The organism is Mycobacterium sherrisii (genome assembly GCF_002102355.1).
Taxonomy (GTDB): Bacteria; Actinomycetota; Actinomycetes; order Mycobacteriales; family Mycobacteriaceae; genus Mycobacterium; species Mycobacterium sherrisii.
Window position 1 is genome coordinate 31,055 of the sequence record NZ_LQPT01000019.1, and the last position, 22,608, is coordinate 53,662.

General features: G+C 68.6%; 21 protein-coding genes. 7 read left to right on the forward strand and 14 right to left on the reverse strand.

The genetic code is table 11. The features are described from left to right. Window positions 1-201: 201 nt before the first annotated feature. The 4 genes from AWC25_RS01640 to AWC25_RS01655 all read right to left on the reverse strand — a co-directional run bounded on the left by AWC25_RS01640 (window position 202) and on the right by AWC25_RS01655 (window position 4,196). Complete coding sequence (locus tag AWC25_RS01640; RefSeq protein ID WP_069400510.1) at window positions 202-1,155, reverse strand: 4-(cytidine 5'-diphospho)-2-C-methyl-D-erythritol kinase; 954 nt, start codon at window positions 1,153-1,155, stop codon at window positions 202-204. A 37-nt stretch (window positions 1,156-1,192) separates the two neighbouring features. Beyond that, window positions 1,193-2,104, reverse strand: a complete 912-nt coding sequence (gene rsmA / locus AWC25_RS01645; RefSeq protein WP_069400511.1) for a 16S rRNA (adenine(1518)-N(6)/adenine(1519)-N(6))-dimethyltransferase RsmA — start codon at window positions 2,102-2,104, stop codon at window positions 1,193-1,195. Continuing rightward, a complete protein-coding gene (locus AWC25_RS01650; RefSeq protein WP_211281008.1) occupies window positions 2,068-3,195 on the reverse strand; it encodes a resuscitation-promoting factor in 1,128 nt (375 codons plus the stop codon). The genes rsmA and AWC25_RS01650 overlap by 37 nt, the downstream gene beginning before the upstream one ends. A gap of 140 nt (window positions 3,196-3,335) precedes the next feature. After that, window positions 3,336-4,196, reverse strand: a complete 861-nt coding sequence (locus AWC25_RS01655; RefSeq protein ID WP_069400513.1) for a TatD family hydrolase — start codon at window positions 4,194-4,196, stop codon at window positions 3,336-3,338. An 18-nt stretch (window positions 4,197-4,214) separates the two neighbouring features. Between AWC25_RS01655 and metG the strand changes: the two genes are divergently transcribed. Together metG and AWC25_RS01665 are read left to right on the forward strand one after the other, a co-directional pair. Continuing rightward, on the forward strand, window positions 4,215-5,771 hold the full coding sequence (metG, locus tag AWC25_RS01660; protein WP_085166256.1) for a methionine--tRNA ligase: 1,557 nt from the start codon (window positions 4,215-4,217) through the stop codon (window positions 5,769-5,771). A 135-nt stretch (window positions 5,772-5,906) separates the two neighbouring features. Next, window positions 5,907-6,269 carry a PAS domain S-box protein gene (locus tag AWC25_RS01665; protein ID WP_069400515.1) on the forward strand — a complete coding sequence of 121 codons (363 nt, stop codon included), beginning with the start codon at window positions 5,907-5,909 and terminating at the stop codon, window positions 6,267-6,269. Between the two features lie 307 nt (window positions 6,270-6,576). Here AWC25_RS01665 and AWC25_RS01670 read toward each other — a convergent pair whose 3' ends face one another. From AWC25_RS01670 to AWC25_RS01680, 3 genes are all read right to left on the reverse strand, one after another. Beyond that, entirely contained in the window at window positions 6,577-7,296 is a 720-nt protein-coding gene (locus AWC25_RS01670) for a TetR/AcrR family transcriptional regulator (protein WP_069400516.1), read from the reverse strand. Window positions 7,297-7,375: 79 nt separating this feature from the next. Beyond that, window positions 7,376-8,050: a TetR/AcrR family transcriptional regulator gene (locus AWC25_RS01675; RefSeq protein ID WP_069400517.1), complete on the reverse strand. Its 675-nt coding sequence runs from the start codon at window positions 8,048-8,050 to the stop codon at window positions 7,376-7,378. 532 nt (window positions 8,051-8,582) lie between these two features. Next, the gene (locus tag AWC25_RS01680; RefSeq protein WP_069400518.1) at window positions 8,583-10,145 is read right to left on the reverse strand and encodes a hypothetical protein; all 1,563 of its coding nucleotides are present in this window, start codon (window positions 10,143-10,145) and stop codon (window positions 8,583-8,585) included. Window positions 10,146-10,305: 160 nt separating this feature from the next. On the opposite strand from AWC25_RS01680, the gene AWC25_RS01685 reads away from it, so the two are divergent. The 3 genes from AWC25_RS01685 to AWC25_RS01695 are packed head-to-tail and all read left to right on the forward strand — an operon-like array spanning window position 10,306 to window position 13,691. Next, the gene (locus tag AWC25_RS01685; protein WP_069400519.1) at window positions 10,306-11,478 is read left to right on the forward strand and encodes an NAD(P)/FAD-dependent oxidoreductase; all 1,173 of its coding nucleotides are present in this window, start codon (window positions 10,306-10,308) and stop codon (window positions 11,476-11,478) included. Next, window positions 11,475-12,377, forward strand: a complete 903-nt coding sequence (locus AWC25_RS01690) for an RNA polymerase sigma-70 factor (RefSeq protein WP_069400520.1) — start codon at window positions 11,475-11,477, stop codon at window positions 12,375-12,377. The genes AWC25_RS01685 and AWC25_RS01690 overlap by 4 nt, the downstream gene beginning before the upstream one ends. 51 nt (window positions 12,378-12,428) lie before the next feature. Further along, window positions 12,429-13,691 (forward strand): aminodeoxychorismate synthase component I, encoded by a 1,263-nt coding sequence (locus AWC25_RS01695; RefSeq protein ID WP_069400521.1) that lies wholly within the window; start codon window positions 12,429-12,431, stop codon window positions 13,689-13,691. A gap of 7 nt (window positions 13,692-13,698) precedes the next feature. Here the strand turns inward: AWC25_RS01695 and rsmI are convergent, their stop codons facing one another. Then, window positions 13,699-14,535: a 16S rRNA (cytidine(1402)-2'-O)-methyltransferase gene (gene rsmI / locus AWC25_RS01700; protein WP_069400522.1), complete on the reverse strand. Its 837-nt coding sequence runs from the start codon at window positions 14,533-14,535 to the stop codon at window positions 13,699-13,701. A gap of 24 nt (window positions 14,536-14,559) precedes the next feature. On the opposite strand from rsmI, the gene AWC25_RS01705 reads away from it, so the two are divergent. Beyond that, the gene (locus tag AWC25_RS01705; RefSeq protein WP_069400523.1) at window positions 14,560-16,128 is read left to right on the forward strand and encodes a dolichyl-phosphate-mannose--protein mannosyltransferase; all 1,569 of its coding nucleotides are present in this window, start codon (window positions 14,560-14,562) and stop codon (window positions 16,126-16,128) included. Between the two features lie 85 nt (window positions 16,129-16,213). On the opposite strand, the gene arcA is transcribed toward AWC25_RS01705, so the two are convergent. After that, window positions 16,214-17,425 carry an arginine deiminase gene (arcA, locus tag AWC25_RS01710; protein WP_069400524.1) on the reverse strand — a complete coding sequence of 404 codons (1,212 nt, stop codon included), beginning with the start codon at window positions 17,423-17,425 and terminating at the stop codon, window positions 16,214-16,216. Between the two features lie 107 nt (window positions 17,426-17,532). Here arcA and AWC25_RS01715 point away from each other — a divergent pair, with 107 nt between their 5' ends. Beyond that, entirely contained in the window at window positions 17,533-18,150 is a 618-nt protein-coding gene (locus AWC25_RS01715; protein ID WP_232327016.1) for an alpha-ketoglutarate-dependent dioxygenase AlkB family protein, read from the forward strand. A 5-nt stretch (window positions 18,151-18,155) separates the two neighbouring features. On the opposite strand, the gene AWC25_RS01720 is transcribed toward AWC25_RS01715, so the two are convergent. The 5 genes from AWC25_RS01720 to AWC25_RS01740 all read right to left on the reverse strand — a co-directional run bounded on the left by AWC25_RS01720 (window position 18,156) and on the right by AWC25_RS01740 (window position 22,539). Next, complete coding sequence (locus AWC25_RS01720) at window positions 18,156-18,812, reverse strand: DUF5642 family protein (RefSeq protein WP_069400526.1); 657 nt, start codon at window positions 18,810-18,812, stop codon at window positions 18,156-18,158. A gap of 28 nt (window positions 18,813-18,840) precedes the next feature. Further along, window positions 18,841-19,524 carry a DUF5642 family protein gene (locus AWC25_RS01725; RefSeq protein WP_069400570.1) on the reverse strand — a complete coding sequence of 228 codons (684 nt, stop codon included), beginning with the start codon at window positions 19,522-19,524 and terminating at the stop codon, window positions 18,841-18,843. 26 nt (window positions 19,525-19,550) lie between these two features. After that, a complete protein-coding gene (locus AWC25_RS01730; protein WP_069400527.1) occupies window positions 19,551-20,543 on the reverse strand; it encodes a GNAT family N-acetyltransferase in 993 nt (330 codons plus the stop codon). Between the two features lie 284 nt (window positions 20,544-20,827). After that, window positions 20,828-21,547, reverse strand: coding sequence for a TIGR03943 family putative permease subunit (locus AWC25_RS01735; protein ID WP_069400528.1), 720 nt, complete (start codon window positions 21,545-21,547; stop codon window positions 20,828-20,830). Next, the gene (locus AWC25_RS01740; RefSeq protein WP_069400529.1) at window positions 21,544-22,539 is read right to left on the reverse strand and encodes a permease; all 996 of its coding nucleotides are present in this window, start codon (window positions 22,537-22,539) and stop codon (window positions 21,544-21,546) included. The genes AWC25_RS01735 and AWC25_RS01740 overlap by 4 nt, the downstream gene beginning before the upstream one ends. Window positions 22,540-22,608: the final 69 nt, after the last annotated feature.

Here is a 22,608-nt window from a genome sequence, read left to right on the forward strand (position 1 = left end):
TGCGCAACCCCATGTCCGGTTGTCCGATCAGCATGCGCGCGGCCGGGCCACACTTGACCAACTGGCCGTCCACCGGGGCTGCCGGCGAACGGCCAGGCCGAATGCTCGTCCTGATCTATAGTCCTCACCGCGAGCTATCTTAAACTCCTCTTAAGTAACAACCCACCATTTCTGCGATTTGAGTCTGATTTCACAGCGCGTTCATGCGTCGGTCATCGGCGCCGGCACCACCCGCGCGCCGGGCACCGGACCGCTCGCGACCCGCACCGCGCGACACACACCGGCGCCCGACAGCGCCATGCCGACATCGACCGCCGAGGACGCCGACGCGCACAGAAACGCACACGTCGGGCCCGACCCGGAGACGATGCCGGCCAGGGCGCCGGCCTCTTCCCCGGCGCGCAGGGTGCGCTGCAGCTGCGGGTGCAGGCTGATCGCCGCGTCTTGCAGTTCGTTACCCAACAACGGCGCCAGCCGCTGCGGATCGCCCGCCGCCAGCGCGGCCAGCACCGGCCCGGGCTCGGCCAGCCGCGATGGCTCCGCCGTATCCCTGAGCCGGTCGAGCTCGCCGAACACTGCCGGGGTGAGCAGCTCGCCGTAGGCGAAGGCCAGTACCCAATGAAAAGTGTTGCGCGACAACACCGTCGCCAACTCCTCACCGCGGCCGGTGCCCAACGCGGTGCCGCCGTGCAGGGCGAACGGCACGTCGCTGCCCAGCCGGGCGGCCAGCATCCGCAGGTCGCGGCGGGGGACGTTGAGTTCCCATAGCGAGTTCATCGCGACCAGCACCGCCGCCGCGTCCGCACTGCCGCCCGCCATGCCGCCGGCCACCGGAATGGATTTGTCGATCATGATCGACACGTCGGGAGCCCGGCCGACGTGATCGGCCATCAGCTCGGCGGCTTGCCAGGCCAGGTTGCGCTCGTCGGTAGGCAATTGCTCGGCCCCCTCGCCGACCAGTTCGAGCGACAGGACGTCGGCGTTGCGGACGGTCAGCTCGTCGAGCAGGGAGACGGCCTGAAACACCGTCGTCAGCTCGTGATAGCCGTCGTCGCGACGATCGCCGACCGCGAGATACAGGTTGACCTTGCCGGGAACGCGGACCGTGACCGATCCGGTGGGCACCCACTGCGCGGCGGTGCTGCCGTCAGACATCCTCGGTCACCATGTCCGCCGCGGCCACGGCAGCAGACTATCGCTGCGGCCGCGCCGAGTCACCGGAGCGACGCAGCAGGCGCACGAAATCTTCGATCGACAGCGTCTCACCCCGCCGGGCCGGATCGATGCTGGCCGCGAGCAGCCGGTTCGCCGACTCGTTGCCCGACCCCGCCCACTGCAGGAACGCATTGCGCACGGTCTTACGCCGCTGCGCGAAGGCGATATCCACCAGCTCGAAGACCTGTCGGCGGAAGCCGTCGTCAGTGGGCCACGGCGCGGTGGCGTACCGGTCGATGCGCACCAAACCGGAGTAGACGCGCGGGACGGGCCAGAACACGTTCGGCGAGACCGTGCCGCACCGGCGCACCCGTCCGAAGAAGCGCACCTTGACGCTGGGCACACCGTATTCCTTGCCGCCGGGTTCGGCGGCCAGCCGCTCGGCCACCTCGGCCTGCACCATCACGGTCACGGTCTGGATGGAGGGAAACTCCGCGAGCAGGTGTAGCAGCGCCGGGACGGCGACGTTGTAGGGCAGATTGGCGACGACGGCAGTGGGCGGGGCGGCCAGCTCGTCGCGCCGCAAGGTCAGCACGTCGCGGTTGCACACCGTCAGCCGCTGGGCCTCGCTGTGCGAATGCTCGGCGACGGTCTGCTGCAGCCGGCCGGCCAGCACGGGATCGATCTCGACCGCGGTGACGGCCGCGCCGCGGTCGAGCAACGCCAGTGTGAGCGAGCCGAGACCCGGCCCGACCTCGAGGACGCGCTCGGCGCGGCCGACTCCGGAGATCGACACGATGCGCCGGACCGTGTTGGCGTCATGGACGAAGTTCTGGCCGAACGATTTGCGTGGCCGAAACTCGAGTTCTTTGGCCAGCCGCCTGATATCGGTGCGTCCGAGCAGCCGTATCGTCAGCGCGCACCAGCTCTTCCGCTGCACACCGGCCACGCGCCCCAGCCCTGACGCTCCCTGGTCACCTCGGCGATCGTGATCTGTTCCTCACGGGTCGCGAGGTCGGCGCGGGGGGCGAAGCGCAGCCCGCCGTTGCGCTCCCAGGTGCCCTGATCGAACTGCACGCCGCCGTAATAGCCGTTGCCGGTGTTGATCGCCCAGTTTCCGCCGGCCTCGCAGCCCGCGATGGCGTCCCAGATGGCGCCGTCGCTGATCGGGCCGAGGTCGGTGCCGGGCTTGGTGCCCACCCGGACGACGGAGTCGCGGGCCGGGGCGATCACGATGTTGGCGATCGGCAGCCGGCCCGTCTCCACCCCGTTGACCGTCGCCACCGCGAAGGTCACGTCTTGGGTTCCCGGGGCACCGGGGTCCTCGACGACCTGCCGGCTCATGTTCATGTCGGGGTCTTCGACCCGGCGCGCGGTCGGCGGCAACGGGATTCGCTCGGTGACCTTCTCGATGCGGTTACGCGTCACCTGGATCTGCATGCCGTCCACGATCGGCGACGTTGCGCTGGGCACCACCTGGTCGCTGTCCTGCAGCGGCGCGCCGGCGGCGTTGAGCAGCCCGGCAACGTTGGGCGCGGGCAGATGAACCGTGCGGACCTTGCCGCCGTCGTTGATCTGAACGGTCTTGGCGCTGACGACCGGCAGCGCCATGCCGGCCAGCGGAACCCGGCTGCCGCGGGAGGCCGCGGCGGGCGCGGTGTCGGTCATCGCGAGCTGGGCCAGCGCCTCGTCGACGGTGGAGGCGGTGGTCCACACCCGCTTGGTGTCGCGGCCGTCCAGGGAGATCTCCAGCGGCCGGCTGCGCCGCAGCACGATCTTGTCGGCGTTGCGCACCTGGACGTCGGCGGCGGGATACAGGTCGTCGCGCTCGCCGACGACGTAGCCGTTCTCCTCGACGATGTCGATGACCCGAGATTTCATGGTGGTCACCCGCATCGCCACGCCGTCGACGGTCAGCGTCACCGTTTTGGACACCGAAACCGCGAACCCGCCGGCCAGGGCGAGGACCACGAGCAGCCCACCTACTACGAGCCGCAACATCGGTGATGGGGTCTGATCGAGTTTTCTCAATACGCTCAACGCGCATCTACCCCATGCTCAGCAACCACGTAACGACCTACCCGGCATTCGACAACAGTGCATTAAACCAACGATTCGATCACAAGACGGTAACGAACCGGTCAATCTGGAGCAACCCGAGCCGAAGTGTGTTGCGGAAATCACCCGTCGGCCTCGGCGAGCCCGTAGATCCGTCGGGCATTGCTCGTGGTGGTCCGCGCCAGCTCCGCTGCCGGGCGGTCGACCAGTTCCGCGATCGCCCGGACAGTATATGGAAGGCAATATGGCTCGTTGGGCGCGCCACGATAAGGATGTGGTGTCAAAAAGGGTGCATCAGTCTCCACCAGAAGCTGCTCGGCCGGGATCAACGGCACCGCCTCCCGCAGCGCGCGGGCATTGGTGAAGCTGGCCGTGCCGGCCAGGCTGAGAAACCAGCCGGCGTCGACGCAGATTCGGGCCATCACGCTGCCGGAGGAGAAGCAGTGGAAGATCACCAGCTCGGGTGCGCCCTCGGCCCGTAACACGTCGAGCACCTCGGCGTCGGCCTCCCGGTTGTGAATCATCAACGGTTTGCCGACGCGCTTGGCCAGGTCGATATGCCAGGCGAACGCCTCCCGCTGCACGTCGGGCGGGGCGCATCCGTCCAGCCGTCCGGGCCAGTACATGTCCATCCCGGTCTCGCCGACGGCCACCACCCGCGGGTGCGCGGCCAGCCGCTCGATCTCGGCGCGCGCCTCGTCGTCGAGCGCGGCGGCGCGGGTGGGGTGCAGGGCGACCGCGGCGTACACCCGCGGATCCCAGTCGGCGGCTTGGGTCGCCCAGCGCGCCGAGCCCAAGTCGTCGGCGATGGTCACGGCCGCACCCACGCCGACCGCCGCGGCCCGCTGCATGATCGCCGCCACCCCGGCGGCGTCCTCGGCCCCGCACGCGTCGAGGTGAGTGTGGGCATCGATCAGGGGCGCCAACGGTTCCGGGGCGGGCGGTGCTTCTCGTTTACCGGGTCGGCTGGACCTCACGCGCACACAATAGGGTGAATCTCGATGAGGCCCTATTACGTCACGACTGCGATCGCGTATCCGAACGGCGCGCCGCACGTCGGTCATGCCTACGAATACATCGCCACCGACGCGATCGCCCGGTTCAAGCGGCTCGACGGCTTCGACGTGCGCTTCCTGACCGGGACCGACGAGCACGGCCAAAAGGTCGCCGAGACCGCCGCCGCCGCCGGCATCCCGACCGCCGAGCTGGCGCGGCGCAATTCCGATGTGTTCCAACGCATGCAGGAAGCGCTGAACATCTCCTTCGACCGTTTCATCCGCACCACCGATCCCGACCACCATGAGGCGTCCAAGAAGATCTGGCGGCGGATGGAGGCGGCCGGAGACATCTATCTGGCCACGTACTCCGGCTGGTACTCGGTGCGCGATGAGCGCTACTTCACCGACTCGGAGATCGAGGTGGTCGACGGTGTCCGCATCGCGACCGACACCGGGGCGCCGGTGACCTGGAGCGAGAAGGAGCAGACGTACTTTTTCCGGCTCTCGGCGTACACCGACAAGCTGCTGGCCCACTACAAGGCCAACCCCGATTTCATCGGCCCGGAGGCGCGTCGCAACGAGGTGGTCAGTTTCGTCGCCGGCGGGCTCACCGATTTCTCAATCTCGCGCACCACGTTCGACTGGGGCGTGCAGGTGCCCGAGCATCCGGACCACGTCATGTACGTATGGGTGGACGCCCTGACCAACTACCTGACCGGCGCCGGCTACCCGGACACGGATTCGGAACTGTTCCGCCGCTACTGGCCCGCCGATCTGCACATGATCGGTAAGGACATCATCAGGTTCCACGCGGTGTATTGGCCGGCATTCCTCATGTCGGCCGGAATCGAGCTGCCGCGAAGGGTTTTCGCGCACGGATTCCTGCACAACCGCGGGGAGAAGATGAGCAAGTCGGTGGGCAACACGATCGACCCGGTCGCGCTGGCAGACGCCTTCGGTGTGGACCAGCTGCGCTACTTCCTGTTGCGCGAAGTGCCGTTCGGTCAGGACGGCAGCTACAGCCAAGAGGCCATCATCAACCGGATCAACACCGATCTGGCCAACGAGTTGGGCAACCTGGCGCAACGGTCGCTGTCGATGATCGCCAAGAACCTCGACGGGATCATGCCCGAACCCGGCGAGTTCAGCGCCGCCGACACCGAACTGCTCGAGCGCGCGGACTCGTTGCTGGACCGAGTGCGGGCGCACTTCGACGACCAAGCCATGCATTTGGCGCTGGAGGCCATCTGGCTGATGCTCGGCGAGGCCAACCGCTACTTCTCGGCGCAGCAACCGTGGGTTTTGCGCAAAAGCGAAGCCGAGGCGGATCAGGTGCGGTTCCGCACGGTGCTCTACACCACCTGCGAGGTGGTGCGCATCGCCGCACTGCTGGTCCAGCCGGTCATGCCGGAATCGGCCGGCAAGTTGCTGGATCTGCTCGGGCAACCGGCCGAGCAACGAACGTTGGCTGCGGTCGGCACGCGGCTGGTCCCCGGCTCGGTGTTACCCCCGCCCACCGGCGTCTTCCCCCGGTATCAGCCCCCTGCCGACGAGCAGTAGGCCCAAACAACACCGGGCACCATTTCGACCGTCCAATGTGTGCGACGGGAATTGGTGTCAAGCCTGGCCTCTGGCATAGACCATAATCGGCCTGTGGAGCGACGACAGAATCGGCACCAACCCAACCAATCGCCGATGACCACCTTGAAACAGTTGCCTGCCTTGGTCGTGCTGGAGCGAATTCCGGTTCCGGTGCTGGCAGTGGGCGACGACGGCACGATCTTGTTTACCAACACCGCATTTGCAGAAATGGTGGGCTACGCGCCGGAAGAAGTTTTGGAGTTGCGGTTCCGCGAAATTTTCCACGAGGCTCCGGATTCGGAATCCCTGCTGTCGGTCGTGCACGCTCTGGCGAATATGGTCGTCGAATTGGCGCACAAGGACGGCTCGATAGTGCGTGCGCTGATGAGCAAGTCGGTCGGCATGCGCTCCGACGACCGGTTCGCGTTGGCGACGTTCCAGGACCTGACCGAGCAGCTGTGGGATGACGAGCGCTGACGCCCGAGTTCCGTTGCGCTGAGCCGGCGCCCAACATCACAACCAGCTCGGGTCGGAATGGGAACCATCCGACCAACAGCAGCCGTGCTGCACGCCGGGCACCGACCCTTGGTCGCCGGCAGCGCGCTCGACACCAGGAAACCGACCACACCGGCTGAGGCGACGACCGGGCCGCTAGATACTTCCAGTACAGCCCAGGCGAACGTATACATCCTTTCGGTAGGTTGTCGAAACGGCGCGCAGTTCATGTCGCGCAAACCGATCGCCGCCAGCGTCGGTCGCGGCCGGTCGCGGCACGAGCCCCGGACTAACCGATTTCGGACACGGCGACGGCGTCGGGGCGCGGCGTGGCGGTGCGGCGGTGGCGCATCGCTTCGCGACCAAGGAACTGCCGGAAGTAGGACAGCGACGCATCGGTGACGATGCCCGGCAACATAAGTTCCCAGGACCGCGTCAGCCGCTCGAGGTCTGCCGCGTCGTCGCGGCCTGGCCCCGCGTCCGCCGTTTGACCCGCGATTGCATCGGCCAGTGCACGGGTGCCAAACAACGCGCCGACAACTGATTCGCTGACCGCCTCAGGGTCGAGATCTGTCCGAAGGTCACCTTCGGACATCGCCCGCGCGGCCTCGGTGGCCAGCAGCCCGATCAAGGCTTTGCAGAACTTTCCGGCGGCTTCGTTGAATCCGCGCAGCGTCCAGCTCAGTTGCTCGGCGGCGCGCGCCGTGTCATCCGAGCTCAGCACCCCGACGATCGTGAACGTTCCGTGCACCAGGTTTTCCAGTCCCGGCGATGCTCCCCCGCAGACATTTCGGAAGCCGCGCAGGATCGTTTCGGCGCCTTCCTCGATGATCGCCGAGGCCAACGACTCTTTGGAGTCGAAGTGGTGGTACAAAGCACCCTTGGTCATCCCGGTGCGCTCGATGATCGTGCCCCAGCCGGCCGCCGAATAACCGACCTCGCCGAATACGCCTATCGCGGCGTTGAGGATCTTGCGGCGAGTGACCTCGGATCGAACCTGGCGCGCCATTACCCCTGTTCCTTCGGCATGTCGACGGATCCGCAAGTGCGGTGAACTCCCGCCGGGCCACCCTCGCCGTTCCGGCCGGTCACGGGAAATCCGCGGGCGAGCTCGTGTTGACCGCCAGCGCCGCGCGGCGCCGCAGGAATTGCTGGAAGTAGTCGACGCGGTCGGGTTGCAGGATGCCAGCCAACATCAATCCCCAGCACCTTTCCAGGTCACGCAGGAACCGTTCCGGGTCGTCCAGGTTGCTGGTCTTGCGAAACCCCATGTGCAGGGAGACCATCATGCGTCCCACATCCTCGGGTTCGCATCGTTGGTCGATGTCGCCCTCGGCGATCGCCTGCTCGACCACTGTGGCCAGGGCTTTGACCCAGCCGTCCAACAACCGCTCCTGCAGCCCCTCGGAACGCCCGACCGACTCGATCAGATTCAGCCCGGCCCGCACCTGGTCGGTCTTGATGTCCTGGATAGCGATCAGATATGAGAAGTCGATCAGGGTTTCCAGGCCCGACAAACCCCGCGTGACCAGGTCGTGCACGGCTGCGGTTCCGGCAGTGGTCAGCCGGTCGATGATCGCAACCGCCAGCGCGTGCTTCGACCGGAAGTGGAAGTACATCGCGCCCTTGGTCAGCTCGGCTTCGGCAAGGATGTCGTCGAGTCCAACCTCGTGGTACGCACGCCGCGCAAATTGGTGCGACGCAGCCCGCAAAATGTGTCGGCGCGTCACGTCGGCGCGCCCGTCGGTGGAGTGGGTCGTCATCGCAGATACCGAGTCCGCTCGGCGGCACACCGCCGATCCTGGCAATTCGGTGACCTGAAACTCCCAGCGGCTATTACGCCATGACCTGGTTCCACCGTCTTCACGTCTGCAGATGCCTTACTCGAGCTCGGCACACACCTCGGCTCATCATCGGTTTGTGCATACACACACCGTGCTTCTCGGGACGACGTTTGAACGCCCTGAGATTAGCAGCTGGCGCAGGAAATTGACGTCGGCGTCATTCCATATCGATACTTATCGTCAGAATTTCTGGAGCGGCACTGACTATTAGTATGGTTTCGTTTGCCTGGTCTTTTCGGGGCGCACGACTGGCGATGCAGCGAGAAGTAGCGGAGATCAGTCGCTCGCGGAGTATGCCGAGGATCGCGATCGGATACCGGCCGGGTCATCGCGCGGCCATCCTGGCCCAACTGCATCGGCGCCGGTCACGAGGCGGGACGCCGCGGGCCGCTGCCAGTTCGATATCGGCTCTTTGCTATGACCAGCGGCGACGGGCCCGCCGCGGGCCGGGTCAGCCGCCGGTGCCGGCTATGCCGGAACGCGGAATATCAAGCGTCGCAATCGGATACGCACCCGACCCGTCGCGGCCGTCTCGGGCCAGTGCCATCGGTCCGTAGTTCACCACGTGCGAGGCGCCCGGTTTGTGCTGTTGCCAGTCGACGGCGGCGCGCAGCGTGTAGTGCCCGGGCGCCACACCGGCCAGGTCGACGTGCACCGTCTCGCTGAACGTCGCGGGCACCGCCTCTTCGCGCGACGGGCTGGAGTCGTCGTGGACCAACGTCTTGAGGTTGACCGTCGCCGGCAGCGTGCGCACCACCGCGCCGGAGGAGTCCACCAGCTTGTAGCCGGGCACCCACTGCTCGGTGCTCGCCGCCGACCCGTAATTCGTCCACTCCACGGAGATCGACGCGACCGTGCCCTGAATCGACTGCGACCCCGGCCGCGCCTGCACCGAATACCGGTATCCGGCAGCCGCGTTGGCCTGTGCCCACAGCGCGTACAGCTTGGGGTCCATCGCCGCGGTCGCGTCGCGGTCCGGGAAGTTCGCGCTCGCCGTCATCGACACGTGGTAGCGAACGACGTCGTGCAGCGCCTTCTCGTAGTAGGCCTTCGGGTCGGTTCCCGGGGGCGGTGGGCACCATTCGGTGATGACCGGCGCCGAGGCCAGTCGCTGCTTGAGCGCGTTGACGACCGCGTCGTTGTTCCGGACGTACTGGGAATCCCCGGATTCCGCCCAGGCCGGCAACGGCGATTGGGCGCCGAGGCACTCGGCGCGGATGCCCACCGGGGCGGACAACTTCTTCGTCACCTCGTCGGCGAGTAGCGCTCGCACGATCTCCGGGTTTTGCGGCGCCACCACCAGTTGGGTATGCGGGAAGGCGTCGACGTTGGCCGTCACCAGCTGCCGGATCGAGGCGGCGCTGATGCTTTGATCGCGAAACTGGCCTGACTGGTTATAACCGGAGAACTCGAAGACGCTGAGCCGCTCGTCGCCGTCGTACCGGCGGCCCAGCGCCGACAGCAGCCGGCCGAACGCGTCCAGGTAGCGCGGGTCGTCCCAGTTCGGCACGACCTGCGTGACGCCCGGGCTGTTCGGCGCGGCCGGGGAACTGGTCGACGCCGGCCGCATCCAGTCCGGGATCGCGATCGGGTCATGCGGGTCCGGCGTGACGGTGACGATGCGCAGGCCGAGCCGCATGTTCCGGCTGGCCAGCTTGTTGAGGGTGTCGTCGATCGCGCTGAAGTCGTACCTGCGATCGTCGGGCGCGTCGGGCGGCAGCGTGGCCGGATCGATGGGCTGCAGTTGTCGCCACGAGATACGCATGCTGGCGTCATACGACGCCGGCCACGCCGGATACCGCTGCTGGGCCGGATTACCCTGCGGGAAAAGCGGATTCAGCAAATCCTCGTACTGGCCGCGCAGCGGGTTGGAGATTTCCTGGACGCTGGGCGGGATGGCCGGGCTGACGATGGCCGACAACGGACCGGGGTCGCTGTGCTTGCTGCACCCGCTCAGCGCGACCGCCGCGCACGCGACGATCGCCGCCGCGCTTCGCCCCGCTGTCCGAATCATCGTTGCGATGCTAGAGGGGTGGCCCGGCCAGGGGCAGCGGCGGCCCGACCGGCCGGGCCGATCCGCCAGTGATCCAGCTCACAATCAGGCCCGGTAATGTCACGCCTGGCCCCTCTCCGGTGTCTCGAGGGCACACGCCCCACGAGAAGAGGAGACAGAAATGACCGAGAACACCCGCGTCGTGGTCATCGGCGGTGGCTATGCCGGCACCCTGGCGGCCAATCGGCTGCGCCAGCGGACCGGCGTCGACATCACCCTGGTGAACCCGCGTCCGGTCTTCGTCGAACGAATTCGGCTGCACCAGCTGGTCGCCGACACCGGCGCCGCGACCGCCGACTACGGCACCCTGCTCGGCGAGGGCATCCAGCTCGTCGTCGACGCCGTCGAGCGCATCGACGCCGCGGCCCGCCGCCTGGTGCTGACCTCCGGTGCCGTGCTGGACTACGACTATCTGATCTACGCCGTGGGTAGCACCGGCGCGGTGCCACGTTCGGTGCCGGGGGCAGCCGAATTCGCCCACGGGATCTGCGATCTGGAAAGCGCACAGCGGCTGCACTACGCGCTCGCCGACCTGCCGCTGGGTGCTCCCGTCACCGTGGTGGGCGGCGGACTGACCGGCATCGAAACGGCGTCCGAACTCGCCGAACAGGGCCGCCCGGTGACGCTGGTGTGCGGCGGTCCGCTCGGGGCATCGCTGAGCAACCGCGGCCGGCGTTCGGTGCGCAAGCAGCTGCGCGCACGCGGTGTGGTCGTGGCGGAATTCGTCACCGCCACCGAGGTGCGCTGGGACAGCGTGGTGCTCAGCGACGGTGCGGTACTGCCCAGCATGGCGACGGTGTGGACGGCCGGGTTCGCCGTGCCCGACCTGGCCGCCCGCAGCGGACTGCGTACCGACGAGGCCGGCCGGCTGCTCACCGACGAGACGCTGACCTGCATCGACGACGACCGCATCGTCGCTGCCGGTGACGCGGCCGCACCGTCGGGTCGGCCGTTGCGGATGAGCTGCCAGGCCGCTGGGCCGTTGGGCGCCCAGGCCGCCAACACCGTGCTCGCCCGCATCGCCGGCCAGGATCCCGCGCCCCTCGACCAGGCGTTCGTCGGGCAGTGCATCAGCATCGGCCGCAGCGGCGGCACCCTGCAGTTCGCACACACCGACGACACTCCGCTGAACCTGGCGCTCGGCGGCCGCGTCACCGCGGCCATCAAGGAACGCATTTGTCGGGGCACGCTGTGGGCAATTCGGCGCGAGGCGGCCAAACCCGGCTCGTACTTCTGGCTCAAAGGCGGGCAGCGGCCCGCCCAGCCGGCCGACCGCCAGGTCGCGGTCCCATGATCGCGACCGGTGAGCACGCGCAACGGTTCACCCTGCTGCGCCCGTTGTTGTTCACCATCGCCTACGAGATCCTCGGCTCGGCCACCGAGGCCGACGACGTGCTGCAGGACAGCTATCTGCGGTGGGCCGACGTCGACCTGGCCAAGGTGCACGACACCAAGTCGTACCTGGCCCAGCTGGTGACCCGGCAGGCGCTCAATGCGTTACGGGCCGGCGCCCGTCGCCGCGAGGAGTACGTCGGGCCGTGGCTGCCCGAGCCGCTGCTGCTCGACGACCAGGACCCGTCAGCGGATGTTGTTCTGGCGGAATCGATTTCGATGGCCATGCTGGTGTTGCTGGAAACGCTGAGCGCCGACGAGCGGGCGGTGTTCGTACTGCGCGAGGTGTTCGGGTTCGACTACGCCGAGATCGCCGACGCGGTGGACAAACCGGTGCCGACGGTGCGTCAGGTCGCTCATCGCGCTCGCGAACACGTGCGGGCGCGGCGCAAACGGTTCGGCGACGTGGACCCGCGGCGCAACGCGGAGCTCACCGCCCAGTTCCTGGCCACCGCCGCCAGCGGGGATGTACCGGCGCTGGTGGCGATGCTGGCGCCGGACGCCACCTGGATGGCCGACAGCGGTGGCAAGGTGTCGGCCGCCCGGCGGCCCGTCGTCGGCGCCGACAAGGTGGCCAGGGCCATCGTCGGGTTGTTCCGCAAGGCCCGGGAGGAGACCGAGCTGCACGTCGAACTGGTCAACTGCAACAACGCCCCGGCGGTGTTGCTGTATCTGCGCGGCAGCCTGGAAGGCGTGATCACGGTGGAGATCGTCGAAGACAAGATCACCAACTTCTACGTGATGCGAAACCCGGACAAGCTGGCCGCGCTGGCAACCGCCCGCGACATCAGCCGCAGCTGAGCCGTATGGGCCGTGAGGTGCGAAAGTTCGGCGTTCTGTCAAGCTAGGTCGGTGCGGATCGACCGGCTCGGCAGCCTCGGTGAGGCGCACCGCGTGCTGCGCGCCGTCGGCGATGCCACCGATCGGCTCGGTCTGCCGCCGCCCGCGGCGCTGACCGGCGAATGGTTCGGTGCACTCGCGGTGATCGCCCCGAGTGTGGCGGTGCGCCCGGTTCGGGTCGCGGACGCCTTCGCGGTTCCGCTTGACACCCCACCCCGCGACAGCGCCGCCGTCGGCGGCGGCTGGGTGGGCTATCTGTCGTATCCGGACGCCGGCGCCGACGGACAGCCGCACCGGATCCCCGAGGCCGCCGGCGGCTGGACCGACTGCGTGCTGCGTCGCGATCGCGACGGCCGGTGGTGGTACGAGAGCCTGTCCGGGGCGCCGATGCCGCAGTGGCTGTCCGCCGCCCTGGCCGCGACCCCGGGCCCGCCGCGTGACTTCCGGATCGAGTGGGGTGCGCCCGACCGGGCGTCCCACCGCGACGGCGTCCTTGCCTGCCTGGAAGCGATCCGGGCCGGCGAGGTCTACCAGGCCTGCGTGTGCACCCGGTTCACCGGAACCGTCCGCGGGGCGCCCCTGGACTTCTTCGTCGACGGCATCGCGCGCACCTCGCCGGCCCGCGCCGCCTATGTCGCCGGCACCGCCGGGGCGGTCGCGTCGCTGTCCCCCGAACTGTTCCTGCGCCGCCGCGGCGCCCTGGTGACGTCCAGCCCGATCAAGGGGACCCTGCCGTTGAACGCCTGGCCGTCCGCGCTGCGCGCCTCCCCCAAGGAGGTGGCCGAGAACATCATGATCGTGGACCTGGTGCGCAACGACCTGGGCCGGGTCGCGGTCACCGGAACGGTCAAAGTTCCAGAGCTGCTGGTGGTTCGACGCGCTCCGGGCGTGTGGCATCTGGTGTCGACGGTGTCGGCACAGGTTCCCGTCGACATGCCGACGCCCGCGCTGCTGGACACCGCATTCCCGCCGGCCTCGGTCACCGGAACGCCCAAACACCGTGCCCGCCAGCTGATTTCGCAGTGGGAACCGAACCGTCGCGGAATCTATTGCGGCACAATTGGTTTAGCGTCACCGGTTGCAGGATGCGAGCTGAACGTCGCGATCCGGACCGTGGAGTTCGATGCCGCCGGGGCCGCCGTGCTAGGGGTGGGCGGTGGGATCACCGCCGATTCCGATCCCGACGCCGAATGGCAGGAGTGCCTGCACAAGGCCGCCCCCGTGGTCGGGGTGCCGCGCACCGCGACCACCGGCGCCGCCGCCGGCGTGGGCTAGTGCCTAATCAGTCCCGGCGCTCTTTGAGCACCGCGTCGTACAGGTCGCGGGAGCGCACGGCGGGATGTCCGGCCGCCACCCGGGTGCACGCGTCCTTGACCCGGGCGCCCGCCTCGATCAGCTCGTGCACCTGAGCCACCAGCGACGCCACGTCGGCGACCGGGCGGGCACCGGCCAGCACCACGGTGATCTCACCCAGCACGCCGTCGGCCGCCCAGGCGGCCAACTCTGCCAGCGAGCCGCGCACCACTTCCTCGTGCACCTTGGTCAGCTCCCGGCAGACGGCGGCGGCCCGGTCACCGCCGAGCTGCCCGACCGCGTCGTCCAGACACGCCGCCAGCCGGCGCGGCGACTCGAAGAACACGCAGGTGCGCCGCTCGTCGACCAGCGAGGCCAGCCACGTCTTGCGGGCCGCGCTCTTGCGCGGCGCGAAGCCCTCGAAGCAGAACTTCTCCGAGGGCAGACCGGACACGGCCAGCGCGGTGGTCACCGCCGACGGCCCGGGCAGGCATGTCACCGGCACCCCGGCGTCGATGCAGGACGTGACCAACCGGTAGCCGGGGTCGCTGATCAGCGGCATACCGGCGTCGCTGACCAGCAGCACCGTCGCCCCGGCCTTCAGGGCGGCGATCAAAGACTCCACCCGTGCGGCCTCGACCTGATCGAACAGCGCGACCACCCGGCCCGTGATCGCCACCTGCAGCGATTTGGCCAGCGTGCGCACCCGCCGGGTGTCTTCGGCGGCCACGACATCGGCCTCGCCCAGCGCCTTGATCAGCCGCGGGGAGGCGTCCGACGGCTGGCCCAGTGGCGTCGCGCCGAGTAATAGGCGGCCAAAGGACATGACGGACAGCCTACGATCGACGTGATGTCTGCCCCGCCCAGCGAAGCCTCCGTGACCGCGGAGGGTGCCGTCGCGGAGCGCGCCGTCCCCATGGTCAGCCCCGGCCCACTGGTGCCGGTGGCCGATTTCGGGCCGCTGGATCATGTCCGGGGCTGGGTGGTCACCGGCATCATCACGCTGCTGGCGACGGTGACCCGGTTCGTCAACCTGGGCTCGCCGACCGATGCGGGCACCCCGATCTTCGACGAGAAGCACTACGCGCCGCAGGCCTGGCAGGTGCTCCACAACCACGGCGTCGAGGACAACCCGGGTTTCGGGTTGGTGGTGCACCCGCCCGTCGGCAAGCAACTGATCGCCGTGGGCGAGGCGATCTTCGGCTATGACGGGGTGGGCTGGCGATTCACCGGCGCGCTGCTGGGCGTGGTGATGGTGACCCTGGTGATGCGGATCGTGCGCCGCATCAGCCGCTCGACGCTGGTGGGCGCGATCGCGGGCGTGTTGTGCAGCTGCGACGGGGTCAGCTTTGTCGCCGCCCGCACGGCGCTGCTCGACGGCATCCTCACCTTCTTCGTGGTGGCGGCGTTCGGCGCGCTGATCGTCGACCGTGACGAGGTGCGGCGGCGAATGCACATCGCGCTGCTGGAAGGCCGCAGCGCCGACACCGCGTGGGGCCCCCGGCTGGGGGTGCGCTGGTGGCGCTTTTTGGCCGGGGTTCTGCTCGGATTGGCGTGCGGGACAAAGTGGTCCGGGCTGTATTTCGTGGTGTTCTTCGGGGCGATGTCGCTGGCGTTCGACGTCGCGGCACGCCGGCAGTACCAGGTGAGCAGGCCCTGGCTGGGGACGCTGCGCCGGGACCTGATCCCCACGGCGTACGCGCTCGGCGTCATCCCGATCGCGGTCTACCTGGCCGGCTATGCGCCCTGGTTCGCCTCGGAGACCGCGATCGACCGGCACGAGGTGGGCCAGACGATTGGGCCCACGTCCGTGCTGCCGGTCCCCGACGCCCTGCGTTCGCTGTGGCACTACAGCGCCAAGGCGCTGGAGTTCCATGCCGGCCTGACCAATGCCGCCGGGAACCACCACCCCTGGGAATCCAAGCCGTGGAGCTGGCCGATGTCGTTGCGGCCGGTGCTGTATGCCATCGACCAGCAAAATGTCGCCGGTTGCGGCGCGCAATCCTGCGTCAAGGCCGAGATGCTGGTCGGCACGCCCGCGATGTGGTGGCTGGCGGTGCCGGTGCTGCTGTATGCACTGTGGCGAGCCGCAATCCGGCGGGACTGGCGCTACGCGGTGGTCCTTGTCGGTTACTGCGCGGGCTGGCTGCCGTGGTTCGCCGACATCGACCGGCAGATGTACTTCTTTTATGCGGCGACCATGGCGCCGTTCTTGGTGATGGCCATCGCGCTGATTTGCGGCGACATTCTCTACCGCCCGAAACAATCGGCCGAGCGCCGGACGCTGGGCCTGATCGCGGTGAGCTGTTATGTGGCGCTGGTCGTGACGAACTTCGCGTGGCTGTTCCCGATTTTGACCGGGCTGCCGATCTCGCAGCAGACCTGGGACATGGAGATCTGGCTGCCCAGCTGGCGGTGACGTTCGCTTCGCCGTGAGACTGCAACGAGCGACGGTGGCACTCGGGAAACGGGTTGCCAGTTACAGTTTCGCGGAACGCGACGAGCTACAGCGAGTCGCGGGCGACGGGGCAGGACATGCAGCGCGGGCCGCCGCGGCCGGTACCCAGTTCGGACCCCGCGATGGTCAACACCTCGATGCCTGCGTCCCGCAGCCGGGCGTTGGTCTGCACGTTGCGCTCGTAGGCCACGACGACGCCGGGCGCCAACGCCAGCGTGTTGTTGCCGTCGTCCCACTGCTCGCGTTCGGCGACCAGGGGATCCAGTCCGGTGTCGATGACGCGCAGCTTGTCGATGCCCATCGCCTTGGGGGCGGCATCCAAAAACGGCGCCTCATCGCTGATGGTCACCCCGTCGGGCGCGCGCTGGATGGTGAATGCCGACAGGTGGTCGACGACGTTCGCGTACATCACCACCGTGTCGGTGTCGACCATCGTGCACACCGTGTCCAGGTGCATCTGCGCGCGCCGCTGCGCGATCGGCACCGCGAGCACCGTGTGCGCCAGATCGTCGTCAAACAGGCTGCGCGCCAACGCTTCCGCACCGGCCGGCGTGGTGCGCTCCCCCACTCCCACCGCGATCACCCCGGGAGCGAGCAGCAGCACGTCGCCGCCCTCGACCGGCGCGGTGCGCGACTCGTAGGCTCGCCGCACCCCGGTGAACCGCGGGTGATGGGCGTAGATCAGGTCCGTCAACGACGCCTCGCGAACCCGGGCCCGCAACGCCAGCGACGGGATCACCACCCGCGGGCCGATCCAGATCGATGAGTCCCGGGTGAACACCAGGTTCGGCAGCGGCTCGATGACGAAATCCCCGCCGTGATGCATGCGCAGCACCAGCGACACGTCGGTACGGGTATCCGGTGGCAGTTCGTTGAAGGTCATGCCGGCCATCAGCACGTGCGCCAGCTTCGCCGGCTCCAGGCCGCGCAGGTAGGCCGAAAGGCTTTGCGCCAACGGCACTCCGAGCCGGCGTGCGTCGACCGCGGCGGCCACGCCCTGCATCCGGGCCGCGCCGCTGTGCTGCAGCGCCTCGGTCAGCAGGTTGGCGAGCAGCAGCACCTCCACGCCGCGGGAGCGCAACAACTCGCGGAATTGGTCGTGCTCTTCCTGAGCGCGAGCCACCCAGGGCAATCCGTCGAACAGCAGCTGGTCGTTGTTGCGCGGATTGAGTCGACGCAGCTCGGCGCCGGGCCGGTGCAGGATCGCCACCCGAAGCGCGCCCACCTCGGAATTGGTGCTCAGTTCAATGACACCCACGGTTAAACCGTAGCCGCGCGGATCGCGGCCGTCGCGTCACACGCGGGGCGGCCTGGTAGCCCGGCGAGTCCCAATTGATCGAACGGATGTGCGATAGAGTTAGCAGCGTGGGGACCCAGATCTCAGGGGTACAGGGCTCGTTGTTCGAGCACACCGAGCGGCGCCAGCTCGGGGACGGCGCCTTCATCGAGATTCGCGCCGGCTGGCTCAGTGACGACCCGCGTGCCGCGCAGGAGCTGTTCGGCGCCCTGCTGACCAGCATCCCGTGGCGCGCCGAGCGCCGCCAGATGTACGAGCGGGTGGTCGACGTGCCGCGGCTGGTCTGCTTTTACGACCTGACCCTCGAGGAACCGCCCCATCCGCTGCTGGCGCGGATGCGACGCCGGCTCAACGACATCTACGCGGGCGAGCTCGGCGAACCGTTCACCACCATCGGCCTGTGTTGCTATCGCGACGGCTCCGACAGCGTCGCCTGGCACGGCGACACGATCGGCCGCAGCAGCGCCGAGGACACCATGGTGGCGATCGTCAGCCTGGGTGCCACCCGGATGTTCGCGATGCGCCCGCGCGGGGGCGGCCCGTCGCTGCGGCTGCCGCAGGCGCACGGCGATCTGTTGGTGATGGGCGGCTCTTGCCAGCGGACCTGGGAGCACGCCGTCCCGAAGACGAGGGCCCGCAAGGGCCCGCGGGTCAGCATCCAGTTCCGGCCGCGCGACGTGCGCTGAGCGCCTCAGGTGCGGATCGCGGCGACCGCTTTGACCAGCAGGTCGCGGGCACGCTGGGTGTCGACCTTGGCGACGGGCTGGTGGGGCACGACGAGCGGGTTGGCGATCACGATCACCTGGTAGTCGCCGAATTGCGCGGAGTAGTCGTAGAGCTCGCCGGTGCGGGTGCCACCGGCCAGTACCGCCTGCAGCACGCGGTGCACGCCGAGGGTGCGGGTGCCGTCGATGCGGGGCACGTCGATGGTTTCCAGGCCGCCGCGCACCCCCGTCCCCGCGAACGCGACCTTGGTGCAGTCCTTGCCCGGGTCGCTGGCCGGCAGCGGCTTGGAGGTTTCCACCGCGATGACCACGTAGCGGTTCCCGTTGCCCTCGGCCGACACCGCGGCCATGTTGCCCTGCACGTCCGACGGCATATCCGGTCCGGACGCCAGCTTTGCGCAGTCGGCCGGATCGAATTTCAGTCCGTCGGGCAGCTTCCGTGCCGACAACAGCTTGGGGTCGATCGCCCGTTCCGAGACGTCGGTGACCTTGAATTCGGGCCCAAAGCTCGACTTCACCGCGACGACCTTGGCAATGTCGGCGCTCGGCGGGGCGTTGTCGGTATTCGATGAACAGCCGGCGAGCAGGCACACCGTCGCGAGCACGCATACCAGCCTGGACACCGTGGCTAATCTACCCAACGCGGGACGCTCAGCCGCGCAACGTCGACACCGTTTTGACCAGCAAGTCGGCGGCGAATTGCGGTGGCAGCGCAGGCAATGCCGACCCGGGATCGATGGTCAGCGTGGTGAACGCGTAGTAGCCGCCCAGATAGGCGACGAATGTGTATGCCCGCGAGTCGATTTCGGTTCCCGATTCGACGGCGGACTTGATGTCGACGGCCATGCCGATGGTATCGGCGCCGTCGATGCGCGGGGGGTCGGCCAGGCGCACGTGTGCGGTGGTGTGTTTAGCGGTCAGGGACCACTCGCCGCAGCCGTCGACGACGCCACGATCCAGGCGCGCGTCGGGCGAAGCTACCAAGGTCACGTTGAGAATGCCGCCCTGGCCCGAGGCGGACAGTCCCTGCGCGGTTTGCTCACGCCCCCGGCCGGGGTCGGCAAGCGCCGCGCAGGCGGCGGGGCGAGACGTCGCGTCCGGATCCAGGCCCCAGCTCAGCCGCGGCGACGCCGTGTCCGGAACGTCGTTGGTGACTTCGTAATTGGGGGGCAGGTCACGAACGACGCGCTTGATGTTGGCGGGGTTGATGGTGCTGGTGCGCGGCGGCGTCGGCGACGGCGTGACCGCCGGTCGATGGTCCGGCGGGTGGCTGCAGCCGACGGCCAGCACCGTGAGCGCTCCGCCGAGCCGGACGCCAATCCACAAGCCGCGCATGGCCATTGGTATCACGAGACGCCGGATCAGCCGAGTGCCTCGATCACCTGGCGGGCGACGCGTCGGATCTCGCTGGCCAGGGCGCGTTTGATGTGCAGGTCGCGCCCGCGCGGCACATCGATGACGGTGGTGATGACGCCGATGTCTTCGCGCCGCCAGACCGCGCCGTACCGGTCCATGATCGTGCGCATCGGCAAGTTGTCGGAAAGCATTCGCGCGGTGAACCTTTCGACGCCTTCGACCTCGGCCGCTATCGACAGCGCGCCGATCAGAAAGCTCCCGACGCCCCGGCCCTGATAGGCATCGGCGACGGTGAAGGCGATCTCGGCGACGGTCGGATCGTGTTCGTCGCGGACAAACCGGGCGTCGGCCACGGGGTCGGTGCCGTCGGTGACGACCCAGACGAAGTGGTCGACGTAGTCGACCTCGGACAGGTAGTGCATCAGGGCCGGCGAAGGCATCCGGGCGGTCATGAACCGTCGATACAGCGTCTCGCTGGAGAAACGGATGTGGCCGTGTACCGTGCGCTGATCGTCGCCGGGCAGCACCGGGCGCAGCAGCAGGCCGGTGCCGTCGCGCACCTGGATCGGAATCGGCGTGACGAACTCGGCCAGGCGCTGGCGGACCGTGCGCAGCAGCCGGGGCATGATGCCGGGGATATGCACCAACCGGGTGAAGGCGTCGTTGTCGCCGATCCACCCGGTCAGCGGTTGGGCCGTGGTGACCGTGGCGATGCGCCGACTTTCGCGGAGCAGGGCGATCTCGCCGATGATCGTGCCGGCGGCGGCCTCGCCCACCGACACGGCGCCGTCGGCGCCGATGTGTCTGATCTCAGCGGTGCCCGAGGAGATGAGCAGAAACGAGACGGCCTGCTCGCCCTGCTGCATCAGGATCTGGCCGGCCGCGGCCCGCAGCGGCTGCAGACAGGACGCCAACGGCTCCAAGTCATCGATGGAGCATCCTTCGAAGATGTCCATCGTGGCGAGTTCTTCTGCCCGCGCGCCGATCAGTTCGGCCACGGCGGCCCATCTTGCGGTCCGATTGGCTCAGGTTATGGCGTTTGCGGCCGGGGCAGCAACAACCTGGCCCACCGATGTCGCGGGTTCCGTGGAACTTTGCCGGCGATCCCATGACACGCAGCCACCTTCGAGAGTCGGGAACGGCGCGACGTCGGTGCCGCCCCCGGCGAAGGAGACCCGCAGCGGCGCCCGCGCACGGATTCGGGGGCGTCTGTTTCGACGCGATCGCCTGCGCTGGTCGCCCGAGCCCGACGGCTCACCAGCGCGGCTGTCGGCGTTTTGGGTCAGGCGTAGGGGTTCGGCGGCGCGGCGATCGGTGTCATTGTGACTGCTCGCAGCGTCGGGATGGGGGGCGTGTGCGGCCGCCGCTCGGCGGGTGTCACGACACCCTGGACCCGCAGCCAGGTGTTGTCGGCGTAGTGCAGGGTGGCGGCGCCGCCGTGGTCGCGCAGATGGACGCGGGCCAGCTGGGCGTCGGCGGCGCAGCAGATGATGACGATGCGGGCGAGGTCGACTCCGCCGGGTTCGTTGAGGACGAAACCGGTGACGGTGATCAGCCGGTCGTTCAGCGATCCGGTGGTGTCGTTGGCTGCCCGCATCATGACGTCGGGCAGCGACACTTCCGGCGCAACACCCGGTGGTAGCGGCGGATAGGCTTGGCGCAGAACGTCGTTGGAGACGTTGGTGACCGAACCGGTGGCCGCCTGGGGCCGCAGTGCCGGAGGGGTGACGAAGATCAGTACCACGACGGGCACGGCGAGCAACCACACCACACCGCCGCGGTGGGTGTGTCCGTCGCCGTGATCGTGGTGGTGATGCGCTCCGCCGCGGCGGACGTCGCCGACGATGGCCACCAGGGCAAGCCCGATCAGCAGCGCGGCGGTCAGCCCGAGCCACGGCAGCAGCGTCGGCTTGACGTAGCGGGTGAACACCCCGGTGGCCAGGATCATCGCGATGCTCAGCCCGACCAGCAGCAGGACGGTGTTCTCGGTTTCGCGTTTCATGGCGAGCCGCCCAGCAGCAGCAGGCCGACCAGGGTCGCGGCCAGGGCGGCGACGACGAGTGTCGCGGGGCCGAAGCGGGTGGCGAAGGCGCGGCCGAACATCCCGGATTGCATCGCCACCAGCTTGACGTCGATCGCCGGCCCGACGACCAAGAACACCAGCCGCGGCACCAGCGGCACCATCGTCAGACTCGACGCCACGAAGGCGTCGGCCTCCGAGCACACCGCCAGGACGACCGCCAGCGCCGCCATCGCGACGACGCCGAGGACCAGATGCGCGCCGACGTGTTCGAAGATCCACGGCGGCACCAGCACGTGCAGGGCCGCCGCCGCGGCCGCGCCGACCACCAGGTAGGCCGCGGCCTGCAGGAAGTCGTGGCGCGCCACTTCGCAGAACACGGCCCAGTTGGATCGTGTTGCCGGGCCGTGTGATTCGTGGGTGGGAAGCCGGCGGCTGATCCATTCGGCACGGCCCCACCGCGACCATGCCCACCCCATCACCACCGCCGTCAGCAACGACGCGGCCACCCGCGCGACGACCATCTTCGGCTGCCCCGGAAACGCGACGGCCGTGGCGACCACCACGACCGGGTTGATGGCTGGCGCGGCGAGCATGAACGTCAGGGCCGCCGCACCTGTGGCGCCGCCGTCGCCGAACAGCCGCCGGGCCACCGGCACCGAGCCGCATTCGCAGCCCGGCAGCGCCGCCCCGACGACGCCGGCGGCAAGCACGGCCGCCGCCGGCCGGCGTGGCAGCCAGCGCAGCAGCCGCTCGGGCGGCACGAACACCGCGATCAGTCCGCTGACCACCACGCCGAGGCCCAGAAACGGCAGAGCTTGGACGAACACCCCGCAGAACACGGTGCCCGCGGTGGCCAGCGCGGCGCTGTTGGCCACGATGGCCCGCAGCCACGTCCCGGAGATCGCGAAGATCACCAAGCCGAAGACCAGGACTTCCATCGACCCGAAACGCGGTCGGCGTTCGGCCCTCATCTAACGCACCCGGATTGGCATCTCATGACAGTTGATGAAAATGATTATCACCGCGTCCGACGGCGCCCG